We start from the raw sequence: 14621 nt of genomic DNA on the forward strand, positions 1-14621 counted from the left end.
TGTCCGGACGCGGTTTGGCGTCCCTGCCTTCGGCCCAAGTGATCATCCCTCTGGCTCCTTCCTCTGCGTCGGGGCCTGCGTGGCGAAGGCCCTCACTCCACCAGACTCGTCACCGTGCGTAATTGTTCCGCCGCGCTCCGGAAGCCATCCGTGTGAGTGACCGGGTTATTCACAGTGGGCTGGTTATCCACAGTTTTTGAGCAAGATCCTCTTCTTTTTCCTGATCGCTGCACGGTGATTCCAGCCGCGAAGTCCGCGGCGCTGGATTTGCAGTGAGAAGGGGGCGGAGATCGTGGCTCGATCGAAGTCGTGTGAAGCGCCGAAGCCCGCGCCGACCGCTGGGAAGGGGCTCCCGGCCCGTACGGGTGGGGTGCTGCCGGGCGGCGGGCGACCGCTGATCATCACCGAGGATCCCTTGCTGCTCGACGACCTGCTGCGGCTGTGCGCCGCCGCCGGCGCCGAGCCGCACGTGCGGCATGCGATGCCCGAGCAAAGTGGCGCGGGTGGGGACCCGGCCGTGGAAAGCCTCGGAAGCGCCGGGGGCGCCGACCGGGACGGGGGCGTCGGATGGGACTCGGCGCCGCTGGTCCTGGTCGGGGACGACGCCGCCCGGCGGGTCCGCTGGGCGGTGCCTCGCCGGGACGGGGTGTTCCTCGTCGGGCGAGAGCTGGACGACCCGCTCGTATGGCAGCGGGCGGTGGAGATCGGCGCGGAGGAGGTGCTGCGGCTCCCCGACGCCGAGGCAACCCTCGTGGACCGCATCGCCGATGTGGTGGAAGGAGCCGGGCGCCCCGCTCTCGCCGTCGGGGTGATCGGCGGCAGCGGCGGAGCGGGAGCCTCCACGCTGGCTTGCGCGCTGGCCGTCCGGGCCGCCCGCGCCGGGGAGCGCACCATCCTCATCGACGGCGATCCGCTGGGCGGGGGCATGGATGTGCTGCTCGGCGGCGAGGCCGCGCAGGGACTGCGCTGGCCCGACTTCGCGGGCTCCCGGGGGCGGGTCGGCGCCGGCGCCCTGGAGGAATCGCTGCCCGAGCTCCACGCCCTGCGGGTGCTCAGCTGGGACCGCGGCGACCGGGTGGTGGTGCCGCCCGCCGCGATGCGGTCGGTGGTGGCCGCCGCGCGCCGCCGTGGCGGGGTAGTCGTGGTCGACCTGCCCCGGCGGGTCGACGAAGCCGTGGCCGAGGTCCTGGCCCAGCTGGACCTGGTGCTGATGGTGGTGCCGGATGAGGTGCGGGCGGTGGCCGCGGCGGGCCGGGTGGCGGCCGGGGTGCGGATGGTGGCTCGGGACGTGCGTGTCGTCGTACGGGGCCGCTCCGCCGGAGGCCTGGATCCACAGGCCGTGGCCGGGCTGCTGGGGGCGCCGCTGGCCGGTGAGGTACCGGTCGAGGTGGGGCTCCCCGGGCGGGTGGCCGAGGGGGAACCACCTGGAGCGCAGGGCAGGGGCTCCCTGGCCCGGTTCTGCGACGGCTTCTGGCAGCGGGCACTCGGCTCCGCCCAGGGGGTGGCGGCATGAGCGCGGTCCTGCTGGACGCGGTGCGCCAGCGGCTCGCCGAGAGCGGGGCAGAGCCGACCCCGGCCCGGGTGGCGGCGGCATTGCGGGCCCAGGGCCGGCTGCTCGGGGACGCGGAAGTGCTGGGGGTGGCGGCCGAGCTGCGCTCCGAGCTGGTGGGCGCGGGACCGCTGGAGGCGCTGATGGCCGACCCCGAGGTCACCGACGTGCTGGTCGCGGCTCCCGACCGGGTGTGGGTGGACCGGGGTGGAGGGCTGGAGCTCACGGGGGTGACCTTCCCCGACGCCGCGGCCGTGCGCAGGCTCGCCCAACGGCTGGCGGCCGTCGCGGGCCGGCGGCTGGACGACGCCCGGCCCTGGGTGGACGCCCGGATGCCGGACGGGACCCGGCTGCATGCCGTGCTGCCTCCCGTGGCGGTGGGCTCCGCCTGCCTGTCGCTGCGGGTGGTGCGCCCGAGGGCGTTCACGCTGGAGGAACTGGTGGCGGTGGGCACACTGCCGCCCGGCGGGCAGCGGCTGCTCCGGGAGATGGTCGAGGCCCGGCTGTCGTTCCTCGTCTCGGGCGGGACGGGGACGGGCAAGACCACTCTGCTCAGCGCGCTGCTGGGGCTGGTCGGACCCGGTGAGCGGATCGTGCTGGCCGAGGATTCCGCCGAACTGCGCCCCGACCATCCCCATGTGGTGCGGCTGGAGACCCGGCCGGCCAATCAGGAGGGTGCGGGCCTCGTCACTCTGGCCGATCTGGTCCGCCAGGCGTTGCGGATGCGCCCCGACCGGCTGGTGGTCGGCGAGGTGCGAGGCCCGGAAGTGGCGGATCTCCTCGCGGCACTCAACACCGGACACGAGGGGGGTTGCGGCACGGTCCACGCGAACGCCGCCGCCCATGTCCCGGCCCGGCTGGAGGCGCTCGGGACCGCCGCGGGGCTTGACCGGGCCGCCCTGCACAGCCAGTTGGCGGCCGCGCTGACCCTGGTGGTCCACCTGGTCCGGGACCGGGAAGGGAGGCGCCGGGTCGCGGAGGTCCATGTGCTGGAGCGGGACCCCGCCGGGCTGGTGGTCACCGTGCCGGCGCTGCGCTGGGCCGCGCGGGGTTTCGTACGGGAGCGGGGCTGGGAGCGGCTCCGCCCGCTGTTGCGGGGTGCCCGATGAGCGCCGGGACGGTGCTGCCCCTGCCGGTCTTCGCCGGGGTGTTGTGCGCAGGGGCGGCGGCTTGGGTGCTGGCCGGTGGCGACCGGGTGTCCCGGCGGGCCCGGATGGTGCTGGCGGGCGGCGGGCCCGTGGTCCCGCGCGGGCCGGTGCGCTGGGAGAGGCTGGTGATCGCCGTTCGGGTACGGGCGGCGCGGTGGCGGGAGTGGGCCTGCCTGGGCGCCGGGCTGGCGGTCGCTCTGCTGGGCGGGTCGTTCATCCCGCTGGCGGTGGGGGCGGCGGCGGTGCCGCTGGTACGGCGGTGGTTGCGGGGCCGGGACCGGGAGCGGGCCCGGGTGGCGCGGGCAGCGGAGGTGGTCGCGCTGTGCGGCGCGGTGGTGGGGGAGCTGAGGGCCGGGGCGCAGCCGGGGCAGGCCTTGACCGCGGCGATGCGCAGGACCGTCTCCGGCCCGGGCGGTCCGGGTGCGGCGCAGGCGGGGGTGCTGGCCGCCGCGGCGTTCGGCGGGGATGTGCCCGGGGCGCTGCGGCAGGCGGCGGGCGAGCCCGGAGCGGAAGGGCTGGCCGCGATGGCTGCCTGCTGGCGGGTGTCGGTGGACGGCGGTGCGGGCCTGGCCGCCGGACTGGACCGGCTGGAGGGGGCCCTGCGGTCCGACCGGGACCGGCAGGAGTCCATGCGGGCCCAGCTGGCCGGGGCCAGATCGACGGCGGTGGTGCTGGCCCTGCTGCCGCTGGTGGGCTTGTTGATCGGCTCCGGGCTGGGCGCCGATCCGCTGCGGGTGCTGCTGCACACCCCGGTGGGCTGGGGCTGCCTGCTGGCGGGCGGGGTGCTGGAGGCACTCGGGGTGCTGTGGTGCCGACGGATCGTACGGACGGGGGAACGGTGATGGGCGCCTTCACCGTCCACAGGTTGGGGATCGCGCTGTGCCTCGCGGCGGCGGTGCTCTGCATCGCATCGGGTGTCGCGGAGCGGGTCCGGGCCCGGGCGTCCAGGCGCAGGGTCGCGGCCCTGCTGGCGGCACGGCCACAGCCCAGACGGTCCCTGCGGGGCTCCCGGATACGAGGGCTGACGGCGGGCTGGGCCTGGCCGGCCGGGGCGGCGCTGGCGGGCTGGGTGCTGATCGGCGGGGTGGCCGGCGTGGCGGCCGGATGCGCCGCGGCGTTCGGGGTGCGGCGCTGGCAGAGCAGAGCGCGCCCGCCGGCCGCGGTGGACCTGCGGGAGGCCGAGAGCCAGCTCCCCTTCGCGGCGGATCTGCTGGCCGCGTGCCTGGCGGCCGGAGCGGGGCCGGTGGAGGCGGCGGAAGCGGTGGGCGAGTCGCTCGGCGGGCCCGTGGGGGAGCGGCTGGCGCTGGCAGGGGCGGAGCTGCGGCTCGGCGGCGAACCGGGGGCCGCGTGGGGGAGGTTGGCGGAGATACCGGGTGCCCGGACGCTCGCGGAATGCCTGGAGCGCGCCGCCCGGACGGGTTCGCCGGCCGCGGAACCGGTCTCCCGGCTCGCATCGGCCCTCCGGGCGGACCGGAGCCGGCGGGCGACCGCCCGGGCGCAGCGGGCGGCGGTGCTCGTCACCGCGCCGGTGGGGCTGTGTTTCCTCCCGGCATTTCTCGCGATCGGGGTTGCCCCGGTGGTGATCGGGATGGCTTCCGGTCTTCTCTCGAACACCTGAAATCACTTCAAGAACAAAAAATCAAGGAGGTTGCCATGAGGATCATCTGGTTTCGTGTGCGGTCCGCGCTGAGCGTCCGTGAGAGGGACGCGGGGATGTCCACTTCGGAATACGCCATGGGCACGATCGCGGCCTGTGCGTTCGCGGCCGTTCTGTACAAGGTCGTGACGAGCGAAGTGGTGGCCACGGCGCTGCAGTCGACCATCGGGAAGGCGCTCGATGTGCCGTTCTGAGGGAAAGCCGCGCGAAAGGGGCGACCGCGGATATGTGACGGCGGAGGCCGCCCTGGTCATCCCGGCGCTCGTGTTGTTCGCGGCGCTGCTGGTGTGGGCGCTGATGGCGGCGGCGGCGCAGATCCGGTGTGTGGACGCGGCCCGGGCCGGTGCGCGGGCGGCTGCCCGCTCCGAGCCGTCGGAGGTCGCCGTGGCGGCGGCCCGGGAGGCCGCGCCGCCGGGGGCCGAGGTGGAGGTGGAGCGGATGGGCGACCTGTGGCGGGTCCGGGTGGCGGCCCCGGCGCCTGGGCCGCAGGGGCTACCCGTACGGCTGGGCGCGCAGGCGGTGGCCCTCGCCGAGGACAGCGTGGGGCCGCCGCCGTGAGCCGGGACCGGGGCTCGGCCACGGTGTGGGCCGCGCTCGTGGCCACGGTGCTGGGGGCGGTCTTCGGCGGAGTGCTCCTGCTCGGTCAGGCCGTGGTGGCCCGCCACCGGGCGGCGGCCGCCGCCGACCTGGCGGCCCTCGCCGCCGCCGCGACCTGGGCGCACGGCCCGGAGGCCGCCTGCGCGGCGGCCCTGCGGGTGGTCCGCGCTCAGGCCGCGGAACTGACCTCCTGCCGCCTGGACGGGGAGGTGGCGCAGGTGACGGCCCGCGCCGCTACGGGGCCCTTCAGCCCGGGGATCCGGGCCCGTGCGGGCCCACCCCGCGAGGCACCGCCCCCGCCGGGAACCGCCGCGGTCACGGCCGGGGCGGGGAGTGTCCAGAGCTGCCCGGGGGTTCCGGAGTGTCCGGTGCCGCCGCAGCGGCCGGGGCGGGCGGCGCTTCGGACAGGAGGCGGGTGAGGAGGCGGATGGCGCCGCGCTTGTGGAGGGGGTCGTTGCCGTTGCCGCATTTGGGCGACTGGATGCAGGAGGGGCAGCCGGCCTCGCACTCGCAGGAGGCGATGGCGTCCCGGGTGGCGCTCAGCCAGACCCGGGCCGTCTGGAAGGCCCGCTCCGCGAAGCCGGCGCCGCCGGGGTGGCCGTCGTAGACGAAGACCGTGGGGAGGAGGGTGTCGGGATGCAGGGGCACGGATACGCCGCCGATGTCCCAGCGGTCGCAGGTGGCGAACAGTGGCAGCAGGCCGATGGAGGCGTGCTCGGCGGCGTGCAGGGCCCCGCCGAGGATCTCCGGGCTGATCCGGGCCTCGTCGAGCTGCTCCTCCGTGACCGTCCACCACACGGCCCGGGTGCGCAGGACGCGCGGCGGCAGGTCCAGCTTGGCCTCGCCGAGGACCTCGCCGGTGATCAGTTTGCGCCGTAGGTAGGAGACGACCTGGTTGGTCACCTCTACGGAGCCGTAGCAGAGCCGGCCACGGCCCCAGGGGATCTCGGTGTCGGTCTCCAGGACGGAGATGGAAGTGACGTCGCGGGCTGTGGTGGAGAAGGGCGGGCTGGCCTCCTCCACCAGGGCCACCGGTCCGTGCGGATCGTCCAGGTCCAGGCGCTCCACCAGGTAGGTGCGCCCCTGGTGGAGGTGGACGGCTCCGTCGTGGACGGTGGAGTGGGCGGCCGACTCGTCGACCGTGCCCAGCAGCCGGCCGGTCTCGGACTCGACGATCTGCACCGGGCGGCCACCGCCGCCCCGGATGTCGGTCAGGTCGCAGGCCCGCTCCCGGCGGGTCCAGTGCCAGGCCGTCGCCCGGCGGCGCAGCAGCTTCGCCGCTTCCAGCTGGGGGAGGAGTTCCTCGGTGGCCGGGCCGAACAGCGCCAGGTCGGGCTCCGTCAGCGGCAGCTCCGCCGCCGCCGCGCACAGGTGGGGGGCCAGGACGTACGGGTTGTCCGGGTCCAGCACGGTGGCCTCCACCGGCTGCTGGAACAGCGCCTGCGGGTGGTGGACGAGGTAGGTGTCCAGCGGGTCGTCCCGGGCGACCAGCACGGCCAGGGCGCCCTGCCCCGCCCGGCCGGCGCGGCCCGCCTGCTGCCACAGGGAGGCCCTGGTGCCCGGGTAGCCGGTGATCAGGACGGCGTCGAGCCCGGAGACGTCCACACCCAGCTCCAGGGCGGTCGTGGCGGCCAGCCCCAGCAGCTCACCGGAGTGCAGGGCCCGCTCCAGGGCCCGCCGCTCCTCGGGCAGGTAGCCGCCCCGGTAGGCCGCGACCCGCCGGGCCAGGGACCGGTCGACCTCGGACAGCCGTTCCTGCGAGATCAGCGCGATCAGCTCGGCGCCCCGCCGGGAGCGGACGAAGGCGACCGTACGGACTCCCTGGACGACGAGGTCCGTGAGCAGGTCGGCGGTCTCCGCCGTGGCGGTGCGGCGTACCGGAGCGCCCCGCTCGCCCCGCAGGTCCGTGAGGAGCGGCGGCTCCCACAGGGCGAAGACCACCTGGCCGCGCGGGGAGGCGTCGTCGGTGATCTCCGTCACGGCGAGCCCCGTCAGCCGGGACGCGGCGGCCGCCGGGTCGCTCGCGGTGGCGGAGGCCAGCAGGAAGACCGGTTCGGAGCCGTAGCGGGCGCACAGCCGGCGTAGCCGGCGCAGGACCTGCGCCACGTGGGAGCCGAAGACCCCGCGGTAGGAGTGGCACTCATCGATCACGACGTAGCGCAGGGCGCGCAGGAAGGAGGCCCAGCGCGGGTGGGCCGGAAGGATCCCGCGGTGCAGCATGTCCGGGTTGGTCAGGACGTAATTGGCGTACTGGCGGACCCATTCGCGTTCCTCGACCGGCGTGTCGCCGTCGTAGACCGCGGGCCGTACCGCGTTGCCGAGCGGGGCGGCCAGTTCCCGTACGGCGCGCCGCTGGTCGGCCGCCAGGGCTTTGGTGGGGGCGAGGTACAGGGCCGTCGCGCCCCTTCCGTTCGGGGCCTCGGCCCCGTCGGCGAGGGCGGACAGGACGGGTGCCAGATACGCCAGCGACTTGCCCGACGCGGTGCCGGTGGCGACGACCACGGATTCGCCGTCCAGGGCGTGCTCGGCGGCCGCTGCCTGATGTTCCCACGGATGTTCGATTCCCGCGGCCTGGATGGCGGCCACGACATCCGTTCGGATGCGGTCCGGCCAGACTGCATGACGCCCCGTCCGAGGGGGCAAGTGCTCCGTATGAGTGATGCGAGCAGCTCGCGAAGGCCCCCGTGACAGCCGGTCCAGGACCGTGCCGGGGGTGGCTCTGGCGTCCGCGGGTGGCGTGAGCCGACCGGGACGGTGAGTATTGGCCATTGGAACCGAGTGTGTCACTGGCGTGCGGGACAATGGTCCGAAGGCGTCGTGCGCGCCTGCCGGTAAGTGATTGAATGCCATCGCGGCAGCCAATCCCTCCCCAACCCTCGGGTGGGGAGGCCCCTGGGGGGCGCCGCTCGATAGCAAGGTGCTGGAGGATCCGTGGACCTGTCCCTGTCGACTCGCACTGTCGGCGACCGCACGGTCGTAGAGGTCGGTGGCGAGATTGATGTGTATACCGCGCCCAAGCTGCGCGAGCAGTTGGTCGAGTTGGTGAACGACGGCAGCTACCACTTGGTTGTCGACATGGAGCGAGTGGACTTCCTCGACTCCACCGGACTTGGTGTGCTCGTGGGAGGCCTCAAGCGCGTCCGCGCGCACGAGGGTTCGCTGCGCCTGGTGTGCAATCAGGAGCGGATCCTGAAGATCTTCCGCATCACCGGTCTGACCAAGGTGTTCCCGATCCACACCACTGTGGAAGACGCCGTCAACGCCACCGACTGACGGCTCCTGCGGCAAGGAGCCGACGAGGAGAACGGGGGTACCGGGCCGAGGGTGGCCCGTACCCCTGTCAAGGCACGCCCGTAGTCCGAGGGGGACGCGCATGGCCACCGTTGAACTGCGCTTCAGCGCCCAGCCCGAACACGTCAGGACGGCCCGCCTGGTCGCGGCCGCCGTGGCGCGCAGGGCCGGCGTGGAGGAAGCCGTCCTCGACGAGGTCCGCCTCGCCGTGGGCGAGGCCTGTTCGCGCGCCGTCGGACTCCACCGCAGCAACGGATTGGCCGCGCCCGTCCGGGTCGTGCTGACCGAGGAGGAGAAGGTGTTCTCCATCGAGGTCGGCGACGAGGTTCCCGGACCGGCCGGCAGCCCGGGTGACGCCGTACCCGGCATCACGGCCGTCCTCGACCCCGATATCGAAGGGGAGGACGAGATGGGCCTCGCCGTGATCAGCGGGCTCGTCGACGACGTCGAGGTGACCACGGGCGAAGGGGGCGGGACCATCCGGATGAGCTGGCCCGTCCTCGGGACGGCCGAGCTCCGCCAGGGCCCCCCGGCCGTGTGAGACCCCCCGGGCAGCGCCCGGGCTTCGTCCCCGGCCCGCTCCCGCCCGGTTCGCGTGCGCCGCCACCGGCCCGGCACGCTCCCGCCCGGTTCGCGTGCGCCGCCACCGGCCCGGCCCGCTCCCGCCCGGTTCGCGTGCGCCGCCACCGGCCCGGTTCGCACCGGCGCCCGTCCGGTCCGGCGCACGCCGAGCCGCCGCGCGACCGGGACATCGTATCTTCCGATCTTTATCAAGGCCCTGCTGAGCAGGGCCTTTTCCATGTCTCGCGGCAATATCCGCACCGCCTCGCGGTTCGCTCCCCGGCAGCCTCACGGCCGGTTTGCTGATCACCGATCACGCGTCAACGCCTTTGTCCCATTACTCATTTCGAGGGTAATGGAGTGACGCGATCTATTGCTGAGGAGCAAGTGCAAGCCAATTCCGTTTCCTGCGCACTGTTTTGATCAGGATCCGCTCCCTACAATCCGTCCACATCTTGAGCTCATCGCGTCAAGGAGGACGAATGACGGGGCTCTTCACCCCTATCGCGCCGGATCGCACCACTGATCTGGCAGCCGCAGTACTCACTGATGACAATCGGCTCATCGTGATCATCATCGCGGCCGTGGCACTCGCCGCACTCGTCGTCGCGCAGATCCTGGTCCGCCAGGTCCTCGCCGCCGGCGAGGGAACCGACAGCATGAAGAAGATCGCCGCCGCCGTGCAGGAAGGCGCCAACGCCTACCTCGGCCGGCAGATGCGCACCCTCGCCATCTTCGCCGTCGTGGTGTTCTTCCTGCTGTTCCTGCTGCCCGCCGACACCTGGTCCCAGCGGGCGGGACGTTCCGCCTTCTTCCTCGTGGGCGCCCTCTTCTCGGCGGCCACCGGTTACATCGGCATGCGTCTCGCGGTCCGCGCCAACGTCCGCGTCGCCGCCGCCGCGCGCGAGGCCACCCCCGCCGAGGGCGAGCCCGCCAAGGACCTGACCGAGGTCTCCCACAAGGCGATGAAGATCGCCTTCCGTACGGGCGGCGTGGTCGGCATGTTCACCGTCGGCCTCGGCCTCCTCGGCGCCTCCTGCGTCGTGCTGGTCTACGCGGCCGACGCCCCCAAGGTCCTGGAGGGCTTCGGCCTCGGTGCCGCGCTGATCGCGATGTTCATGCGTGTCGGCGGCGGCATCTTCACCAAGGCCGCCGACGTCGGCGCCGACCTGGTCGGCAAGGTCGAGCAGGGCATTCCGGAGGACGATCCGCGCAATGCCGCGACCATCGCCGACAATGTGGGCGACAACGTCGGCGACTGCGCCGGAATGGCGGCCGACCTCTTCGAGTCGTACGCCGTCACCCTGGTGGCCGCGCTCATCCTCGGCAAGGCCGCCTTCGGCGACCTGGGCCTCGCCTTCCCGCTGATCGTGCCCGCGATCGGCGTCGTCACCGCCATGATCGGAATCTTCGCGGTCTCCCCGCGCCGCTCCGACCGCAGCGGCATGACCGCCATCAACCGCGGCTTCTTCATCTCCGCCGTCACCTCCCTGGTGCTCGTCGGGATCGCGGTGTACGCCTACCTGCCGGGCACCTACGCGGAGCTCGTCGGCGTCGAGGACGCCGCGATCCTGGCCCACCCCGGCGACCCGCGGGTCCTGGCCGTCGTCGCCGTCGCCATCGGCATCGTGCTCGCGGCCCTCATCCAGCAGCTGACCGGCTACTTCACCGAGACCAACCGCCGTCCCGTCCGGGACATCGGCAAGTCGTCGCTGACCGGCGCGGCCACCGTCGTCCTCGCCGGCATCTCCGTCGGCCTGGAGTCCGCCGTCTACACGGCGCTGCTCATCGGCCTCGGCGTCTACGGGGCGTTCCTGCTCGGTGGTGCGTCGATCATGCTGGCCCTCTTCGCGGTGGCCCTGGCCGGCACCGGCCTGCTCACCACCGTCGGCGTGATCGTCGCCATGGACACCTTCGGACCCGTCTCCGACAACGCCCAGGGCATCGCCGAGATGTCCGGTGACGTGCAGGGCGCCGGCGCGCAGGTGCTGACCGACCTGGACGCCGTGGGCAACACGACCAAGGCCATCACCAAGGGCATCGCCATCGCCACGGCCGTGCTCGCCGCGGCCGCACTCTTCGGCTCGTACAACGACGCCATCGCCAACGCGGTCAGGGAGGTCGGGGCCAAGGCCGGGGAGATGAACCTCAGCCTGGACATCGCCCAGCCCAACAACCTCGTCGGGCTCATCCTCGGCGCGGCGGTCGTCTTCCTGTTCTCCGGCCTCGCGATCAACGCGGTCTCCCGCTCCGCGGGCGCCGTGGTCTACGAGGTGCGCCGCCAGTTCCGCGAGCACCCCGGGATCATGGACTACACCGAGAAGCCCGAGTACGGGCGGGTGGTCGACATCTGCACCAAGGACGCGCTGCGCGAGCTCGCCACGCCCGGCCTGCTCGCCGTACTCACCCCGATCGCCGTGGGCTTCTCCCTCGGCGTCGGCGCGCTCGGCTCCTTCCTGGCCGGCGCCATCGGCACCGGCACGCTGATGGCCGTCTTCCTCGCCAACTCCGGTGGCGCGTGGGACAACGCGAAGAAGCTCGTCGAGGACGGCCACCACGGCGGCAAGGGCAGTGAGGCCCATGCCGCGGTCGTCATCGGCGACACGGTCGGGGACCCGTTCAAGGACACCGCCGGTCCCGCGATCAACCCGCTGCTCAAGGTCATGAACCTGGTGGCGCTGCTGATCGCCCCGGCGGTCGTGCAGTTCAGCTACGGCGACGACACCAGCCCCCTGGTGCGCGGGATCATCGCGGTCCTGGCGATCAGTGTCATCGTCGGTGCGGTGTACGTCTCCAAGCGCCGCGGCATCGCGGTCGGCGACGAGCCCGCGGGCGGAGCCGCCGAGCGGGTTGCCAAGTCGGCCGGTCCGGCGACGGTCTCCTGACCCGGGGCCGGCCGGGGGACGGGCAGAGCCCGGGCAGGCCGGCCCTACGCCCGAACGGCGGACAGGCGGCGCGTACCGACGCGCCGTCTGTCCGCCTTTGTGTCCCGCCCGACGGCAGGCGTGTATCTTCCGGGCCGAGAGCCTTCGAAGGGACCAATCCGGTGAACAAGAAGCTTGCGGCCGCAATGTCAGGCGGTGCGGTACTGGTGCTCGTCCTGTCCGGCTGCGGCGGGGACGACGGCGACAAGAAGGCCGACGCCTGGGCCAAGCAGGTCTGCGACCAGTGGCAGCCCGAACTCAACAAGATCGAGGCGGCCAACGCGGAGATCAAGCGGGTGGCGACGGAGAGCAGCAAGCCCGAGGAAGTGCAGAAGACCGATTCTGCGGCATTCGGGACCATGTCCGAGTCGTACAAGAAGATGGGCACGGCCCTGCGGGAGGCGGGAGTCCCGCCGGTCAAGAACGGGCAGGCGACCCAGGACGCGGCGGTCAAGGGCTTCGACGAGACCTCCAAGGGCTACGCCGACCTGAAGGCGAAGATGGACGCCCTCGACCCCAAGGACCAGACCAAGTTCGCCGCGGGCCTCAAGGAACTGGCGGGCGGTCTCGAAGAGGCCACCAAGGGCGGCAAGGACGCCCTCGCGCAGCTCAACGCCGGTGGTCTGGACAAGGCGATGAACAAGCAGAAGGGCTGCCAGGTCACCATGCCGACAGCGGCCGGCTGACGACGGGACGTGGTGGCTGACGACGCGGTGGGCTGAGGCCGGACGCCGCCTCGCCGGCGCGGCGCGGCGACCAGGGTGGCCGGGGTCCCGGAAGGGGCCGCGGCCGCCCTTTTCGCGTGCCGGCGCGGTGGCCGTCCGTGTCCCCGGCGGCCGCGGGTGCCGTTGCCCGCGCGGGACCGGCGGCCGTCTCGTGCCGTTGCCCACGCCGACGTCCGCGCGGCGCACGGTTTCCCGGTCCCAGCGGACACAATGGACCGGTGAGTACCACCAGCCTTCCCTCGCCCGACCACACCGCCGAGCTCCGCAGTGCCCTGCTCGCCGCCGGCTTCACCGCCGACGGGCTGCTCGACCTGCTCGGTGCCCCCGCCTACGCCGCGCTCGCCCGCAGCGAAACCGTCCCCGCGCTGCGCGCCACCCGCGGCGACGGGCCGCTCGCGAGCCTGGTCCGGCTGTTCCTGCTCCAGCGGCCCGTGCCGTACGCGCAGGCCCGCGACGCCCTGCCCGTCGAGCTCGCCCTCGCGGACGGCTGGCTGCGCTCCGAGGGCGACGAGGTGCACGCCACCGTCGACGTGCGCCCGTACGGCGGCCCGGACGGCGAGGACTGGTTCATCGTCTCGGACCTCGGCTGCGCCGTCGGCGGGGCCGGCGGGATCGGTAGCCGCGAGGAGGGCGTCGTCCTCGGCGTGGGCGGAGCCTCCACCACCCTGGCCGGGATCACCGTCCGCATCCCGGTCGCAACCGCCCTCGACCTCGGTACCGGCTCGGGCATCCAGGCGCTGCACGCCGCCCAGCACGCCACCCGGGTCACCGCCACCGACGTCAACCCGAGGGCGCTGGAATTCACCCGGCTGACGCTGGCGCTGTCCGGCGCTCCGGAGGCCCAACTGCTCGCCGGGTCGCTCTTCGAGCCGGTCGGCGACGCGACGTACGACCTGATCGTGTCGAATCCCCCCTTCGTGATCTCCCCCGGCGCCCGCCTCACCTACCGGGACGGCGGGATGGGCGGCGACGACCTGTGCCGGAGCCTGGTCCAGGAGGCCGGCGCGCGGCTCAATCCGGGCGGTTACGCGCAGTTCCTCGGCAACTGGCAGCACGTGGAGGGCGAGGACTGGCACGACCGGCTCCGCTCCTGGGTGCCGCGCGGCTGCGATGCGTGGATCGTGCAGCGTGATGTGCAGGACGTGACGCAGTACGCGGAGCTCTGGCTGCGCGATGCGGGCGACCACCGGACCGACCCCGCCGAGTACGCCCGGCGGTACGAGGAGTGGCTGGACGAGTTCGAGGCCCGCAAGACCAAGGCGGTCGGCTTCGGCTGGATCACCTTGCGCCGGACGGACGCGGCGGAGCCCTCGATCGTGGTCGAGGAGTGGCCGCACTCGGTGGAGCAGCCGCTCGGCGAAACCGTACTGGCTCATTTCGCCCGGCAGGATTACTTGCGGGAGCACGACGACGCGGCCCTCCTGGCGGCCCGCTTCGTACTCGCCGCGGAAGTGGTCCAGGAGCAGGTCGGCGCGCCGGGAGCGGAGGATCCCGAGCACGTCGTGCTCCGGCAGAACCGCGGGATGCGGCGCGCCACCAAGGTCGACACGGTCGGAGCGGGCTTCGCCGGAGTGTGTGACGGCTCACTGAGCGCGGGCCGGATCCTGGACGCGATCGCGCAGCTCGTCCAGGAAGATCCGGTCGTCCTGCGGGACCGGACTCCCGAGGCCATCCGGATGCTGGTCGAGCAGGGTTTCCTGGAGCCGGTACGGGACTGAGACCCCGCCCGCCGCGGGCGCGGTCGACCCGGTGATGTAACGCGCGGTTCGCCCGCCGTACGCCCTCCGCTGGCAGGCTCGTGTCAGGAGCGGTTCACGGGAATCCGGGGATCCCGGGAGCGGCTCCACGAGCGGCTCCGAACGACTCGGGGGCAAGGGGGGAGCGGCATGGACACCGGTCCGGCGATCTTCGCGGTTACGGTGTCCCTGCTGTTCGGAGCCGCTCCGCCGCTCCGCACGGGGGCGCGCGCCCGGCGCCGCGCGCCGGTGGCCGGAGGAGTGCGCCACCTCGTGGCCGTACCGCTCGCGCCGGGCGCCGCCGGCGGCTCGCGCGCCCCCGCGATCCGGGCCGCCGCGAGGCTCTGAGGCGCAGCCGGGAACCGGCGCGGATCCGGCCACCGGTCGCGGTGTGTCGAAGGGCACGCGGTCGGGGCCGAACGGCCCCGGGAGC

General features: G+C 73.6%; 14 protein-coding genes. 13 read left to right on the top strand and 1 reads right to left on the bottom strand.

Annotated elements, in window-relative coordinates; all coding sequences use genetic code 11:
- Positions 1–370 precede the first annotated feature (370 nt).
- The 7 genes from ssd to ACWDX7_RS15590 are packed head-to-tail and all read left to right on the top strand — an operon-like array spanning position 371 to position 5370.
- Positions 371–1513: a septum site-determining protein Ssd gene (gene ssd, locus ACWDX7_RS15560; protein WP_451491456.1), complete on the top strand. Its 1143-nt coding sequence runs from the start codon at positions 371–373 to the stop codon at positions 1511–1513.
- Complete coding sequence (locus ACWDX7_RS15565) at positions 1510–2658, top strand: TadA family conjugal transfer-associated ATPase (RefSeq protein ID WP_451491433.1); 1149 nt, start codon at positions 1510–1512, stop codon at positions 2656–2658. The genes ssd and ACWDX7_RS15565 overlap by 4 nt, the downstream gene beginning before the upstream one ends.
- Positions 2655–3539, top strand: a complete 885-nt coding sequence (locus ACWDX7_RS15570) for a type II secretion system F family protein (RefSeq protein WP_451491432.1) — start codon at positions 2655–2657, stop codon at positions 3537–3539. The genes ACWDX7_RS15565 and ACWDX7_RS15570 overlap by 4 nt, the downstream gene beginning before the upstream one ends.
- Positions 3539–4315: a type II secretion system F family protein gene (locus ACWDX7_RS15575; RefSeq protein ID WP_451491431.1), complete on the top strand. Its 777-nt coding sequence runs from the start codon at positions 3539–3541 to the stop codon at positions 4313–4315. The genes ACWDX7_RS15570 and ACWDX7_RS15575 overlap by 1 nt, the downstream gene beginning before the upstream one ends.
- Positions 4316–4350: 35 nt before the next feature.
- Positions 4351–4548 (top strand): DUF4244 domain-containing protein, encoded by a 198-nt coding sequence (locus tag ACWDX7_RS15580; protein WP_451491430.1) that lies wholly within the window; start codon positions 4351–4353, stop codon positions 4546–4548.
- The gene (locus tag ACWDX7_RS15585; protein ID WP_451491429.1) at positions 4535–4912 is read left to right on the top strand and encodes a TadE family type IV pilus minor pilin; all 378 of its coding nucleotides are present in this window, start codon (positions 4535–4537) and stop codon (positions 4910–4912) included. The genes ACWDX7_RS15580 and ACWDX7_RS15585 overlap by 14 nt, the downstream gene beginning before the upstream one ends.
- The gene (locus ACWDX7_RS15590; RefSeq protein WP_451491428.1) at positions 4909–5370 is read left to right on the top strand and encodes an Rv3654c family TadE-like protein; all 462 of its coding nucleotides are present in this window, start codon (positions 4909–4911) and stop codon (positions 5368–5370) included. The genes ACWDX7_RS15585 and ACWDX7_RS15590 overlap by 4 nt, the downstream gene beginning before the upstream one ends.
- On the opposite strand, the gene ACWDX7_RS15595 is transcribed toward ACWDX7_RS15590, so the two are convergent.
- Positions 5267–7801: a DEAD/DEAH box helicase gene (locus tag ACWDX7_RS15595; RefSeq protein WP_451491427.1), complete on the bottom strand. Its 2535-nt coding sequence runs from the start codon at positions 7799–7801 to the stop codon at positions 5267–5269. The genes ACWDX7_RS15590 and ACWDX7_RS15595 overlap by 104 nt on opposite strands.
- Positions 7802–7882: 81 nt before the next feature.
- On the opposite strand from ACWDX7_RS15595, the gene bldG reads away from it, so the two are divergent.
- The 6 genes from bldG (at position 7883) to ACWDX7_RS15625 (ending at position 14536) form a co-directional block, all read left to right on the top strand.
- Positions 7883–8224, top strand: a complete 342-nt coding sequence (bldG, locus tag ACWDX7_RS15600; RefSeq protein ID WP_008743037.1) for an anti-sigma factor antagonist BldG — start codon at positions 7883–7885, stop codon at positions 8222–8224.
- Between the two features lie 100 nt (positions 8225–8324).
- Positions 8325–8783, top strand: a complete 459-nt coding sequence (locus ACWDX7_RS15605) for an ATP-binding protein (RefSeq protein WP_451491426.1) — start codon at positions 8325–8327, stop codon at positions 8781–8783.
- Between the two features lie 502 nt (positions 8784–9285).
- The gene (locus ACWDX7_RS15610) at positions 9286–11688 is read left to right on the top strand and encodes a sodium-translocating pyrophosphatase (protein WP_451491425.1); all 2403 of its coding nucleotides are present in this window, start codon (positions 9286–9288) and stop codon (positions 11686–11688) included.
- Positions 11689–11873: 185 nt separating this feature from the next.
- Entirely contained in the window at positions 11874–12413 is a 540-nt protein-coding gene (locus ACWDX7_RS15615; protein ID WP_451491424.1) for a small secreted protein, read from the top strand.
- A gap of 257 nt (positions 12414–12670) precedes the next feature.
- Positions 12671–14170 (top strand): DUF7059 domain-containing protein, encoded by a 1500-nt coding sequence (locus ACWDX7_RS15620; protein WP_451491423.1) that lies wholly within the window; start codon positions 12671–12673, stop codon positions 14168–14170.
- Between the two features lie 168 nt (positions 14171–14338).
- Positions 14339–14536 carry a hypothetical protein gene (locus ACWDX7_RS15625; protein WP_451491422.1) on the top strand — a complete coding sequence of 66 codons (198 nt, stop codon included), beginning with the start codon at positions 14339–14341 and terminating at the stop codon, positions 14534–14536.
- Positions 14537–14621 lie beyond the last annotated feature (85 nt).

The sequence above is a fragment of the Streptomyces sp. NPDC003034 genome (genome assembly GCF_053591375.1).

Coding starts and splice junctions, on each gene's coding strand:
- ACWDX7_RS15565 (WP_451491433.1), top strand. CDS start 1,510: ATGAGCGCGGTCCTGCTGGACGCGGTGCGCCAGCGGCTCGCCGAGAGC.
- ACWDX7_RS15570 (WP_451491432.1), top strand. CDS start 2,655: ATGAGCGCCGGGACGGTGCTGCCCCTGCCGGTCTTCGCCGGGGTGTTG.
- ACWDX7_RS15575 (WP_451491431.1), top strand. CDS start 3,539: ATGGGCGCCTTCACCGTCCACAGGTTGGGGATCGCGCTGTGCCTCGCG.
- ACWDX7_RS15580 (WP_451491430.1), top strand. CDS start 4,351: ATGAGGATCATCTGGTTTCGTGTGCGGTCCGCGCTGAGCGTCCGTGAG.
- ACWDX7_RS15585 (WP_451491429.1), top strand. CDS start 4,535: ATGTGCCGTTCTGAGGGAAAGCCGCGCGAAAGGGGCGACCGCGGATAT.
- ACWDX7_RS15595 (WP_451491427.1), bottom strand. CDS start 7,801: ATGGCATTCAATCACTTACCGGCAGGCGCGCACGACGCCTTCGGACCA.
- ACWDX7_RS15605 (WP_451491426.1), top strand. CDS start 8,325: ATGGCCACCGTTGAACTGCGCTTCAGCGCCCAGCCCGAACACGTCAGG.
- ACWDX7_RS15610 (WP_451491425.1), top strand. CDS start 9,286: ATGACGGGGCTCTTCACCCCTATCGCGCCGGATCGCACCACTGATCTG.
- ACWDX7_RS15615 (WP_451491424.1), top strand. CDS start 11,874: ATGTCAGGCGGTGCGGTACTGGTGCTCGTCCTGTCCGGCTGCGGCGGG.
- ACWDX7_RS15625 (WP_451491422.1), top strand. CDS start 14,339: ATGGACACCGGTCCGGCGATCTTCGCGGTTACGGTGTCCCTGCTGTTC.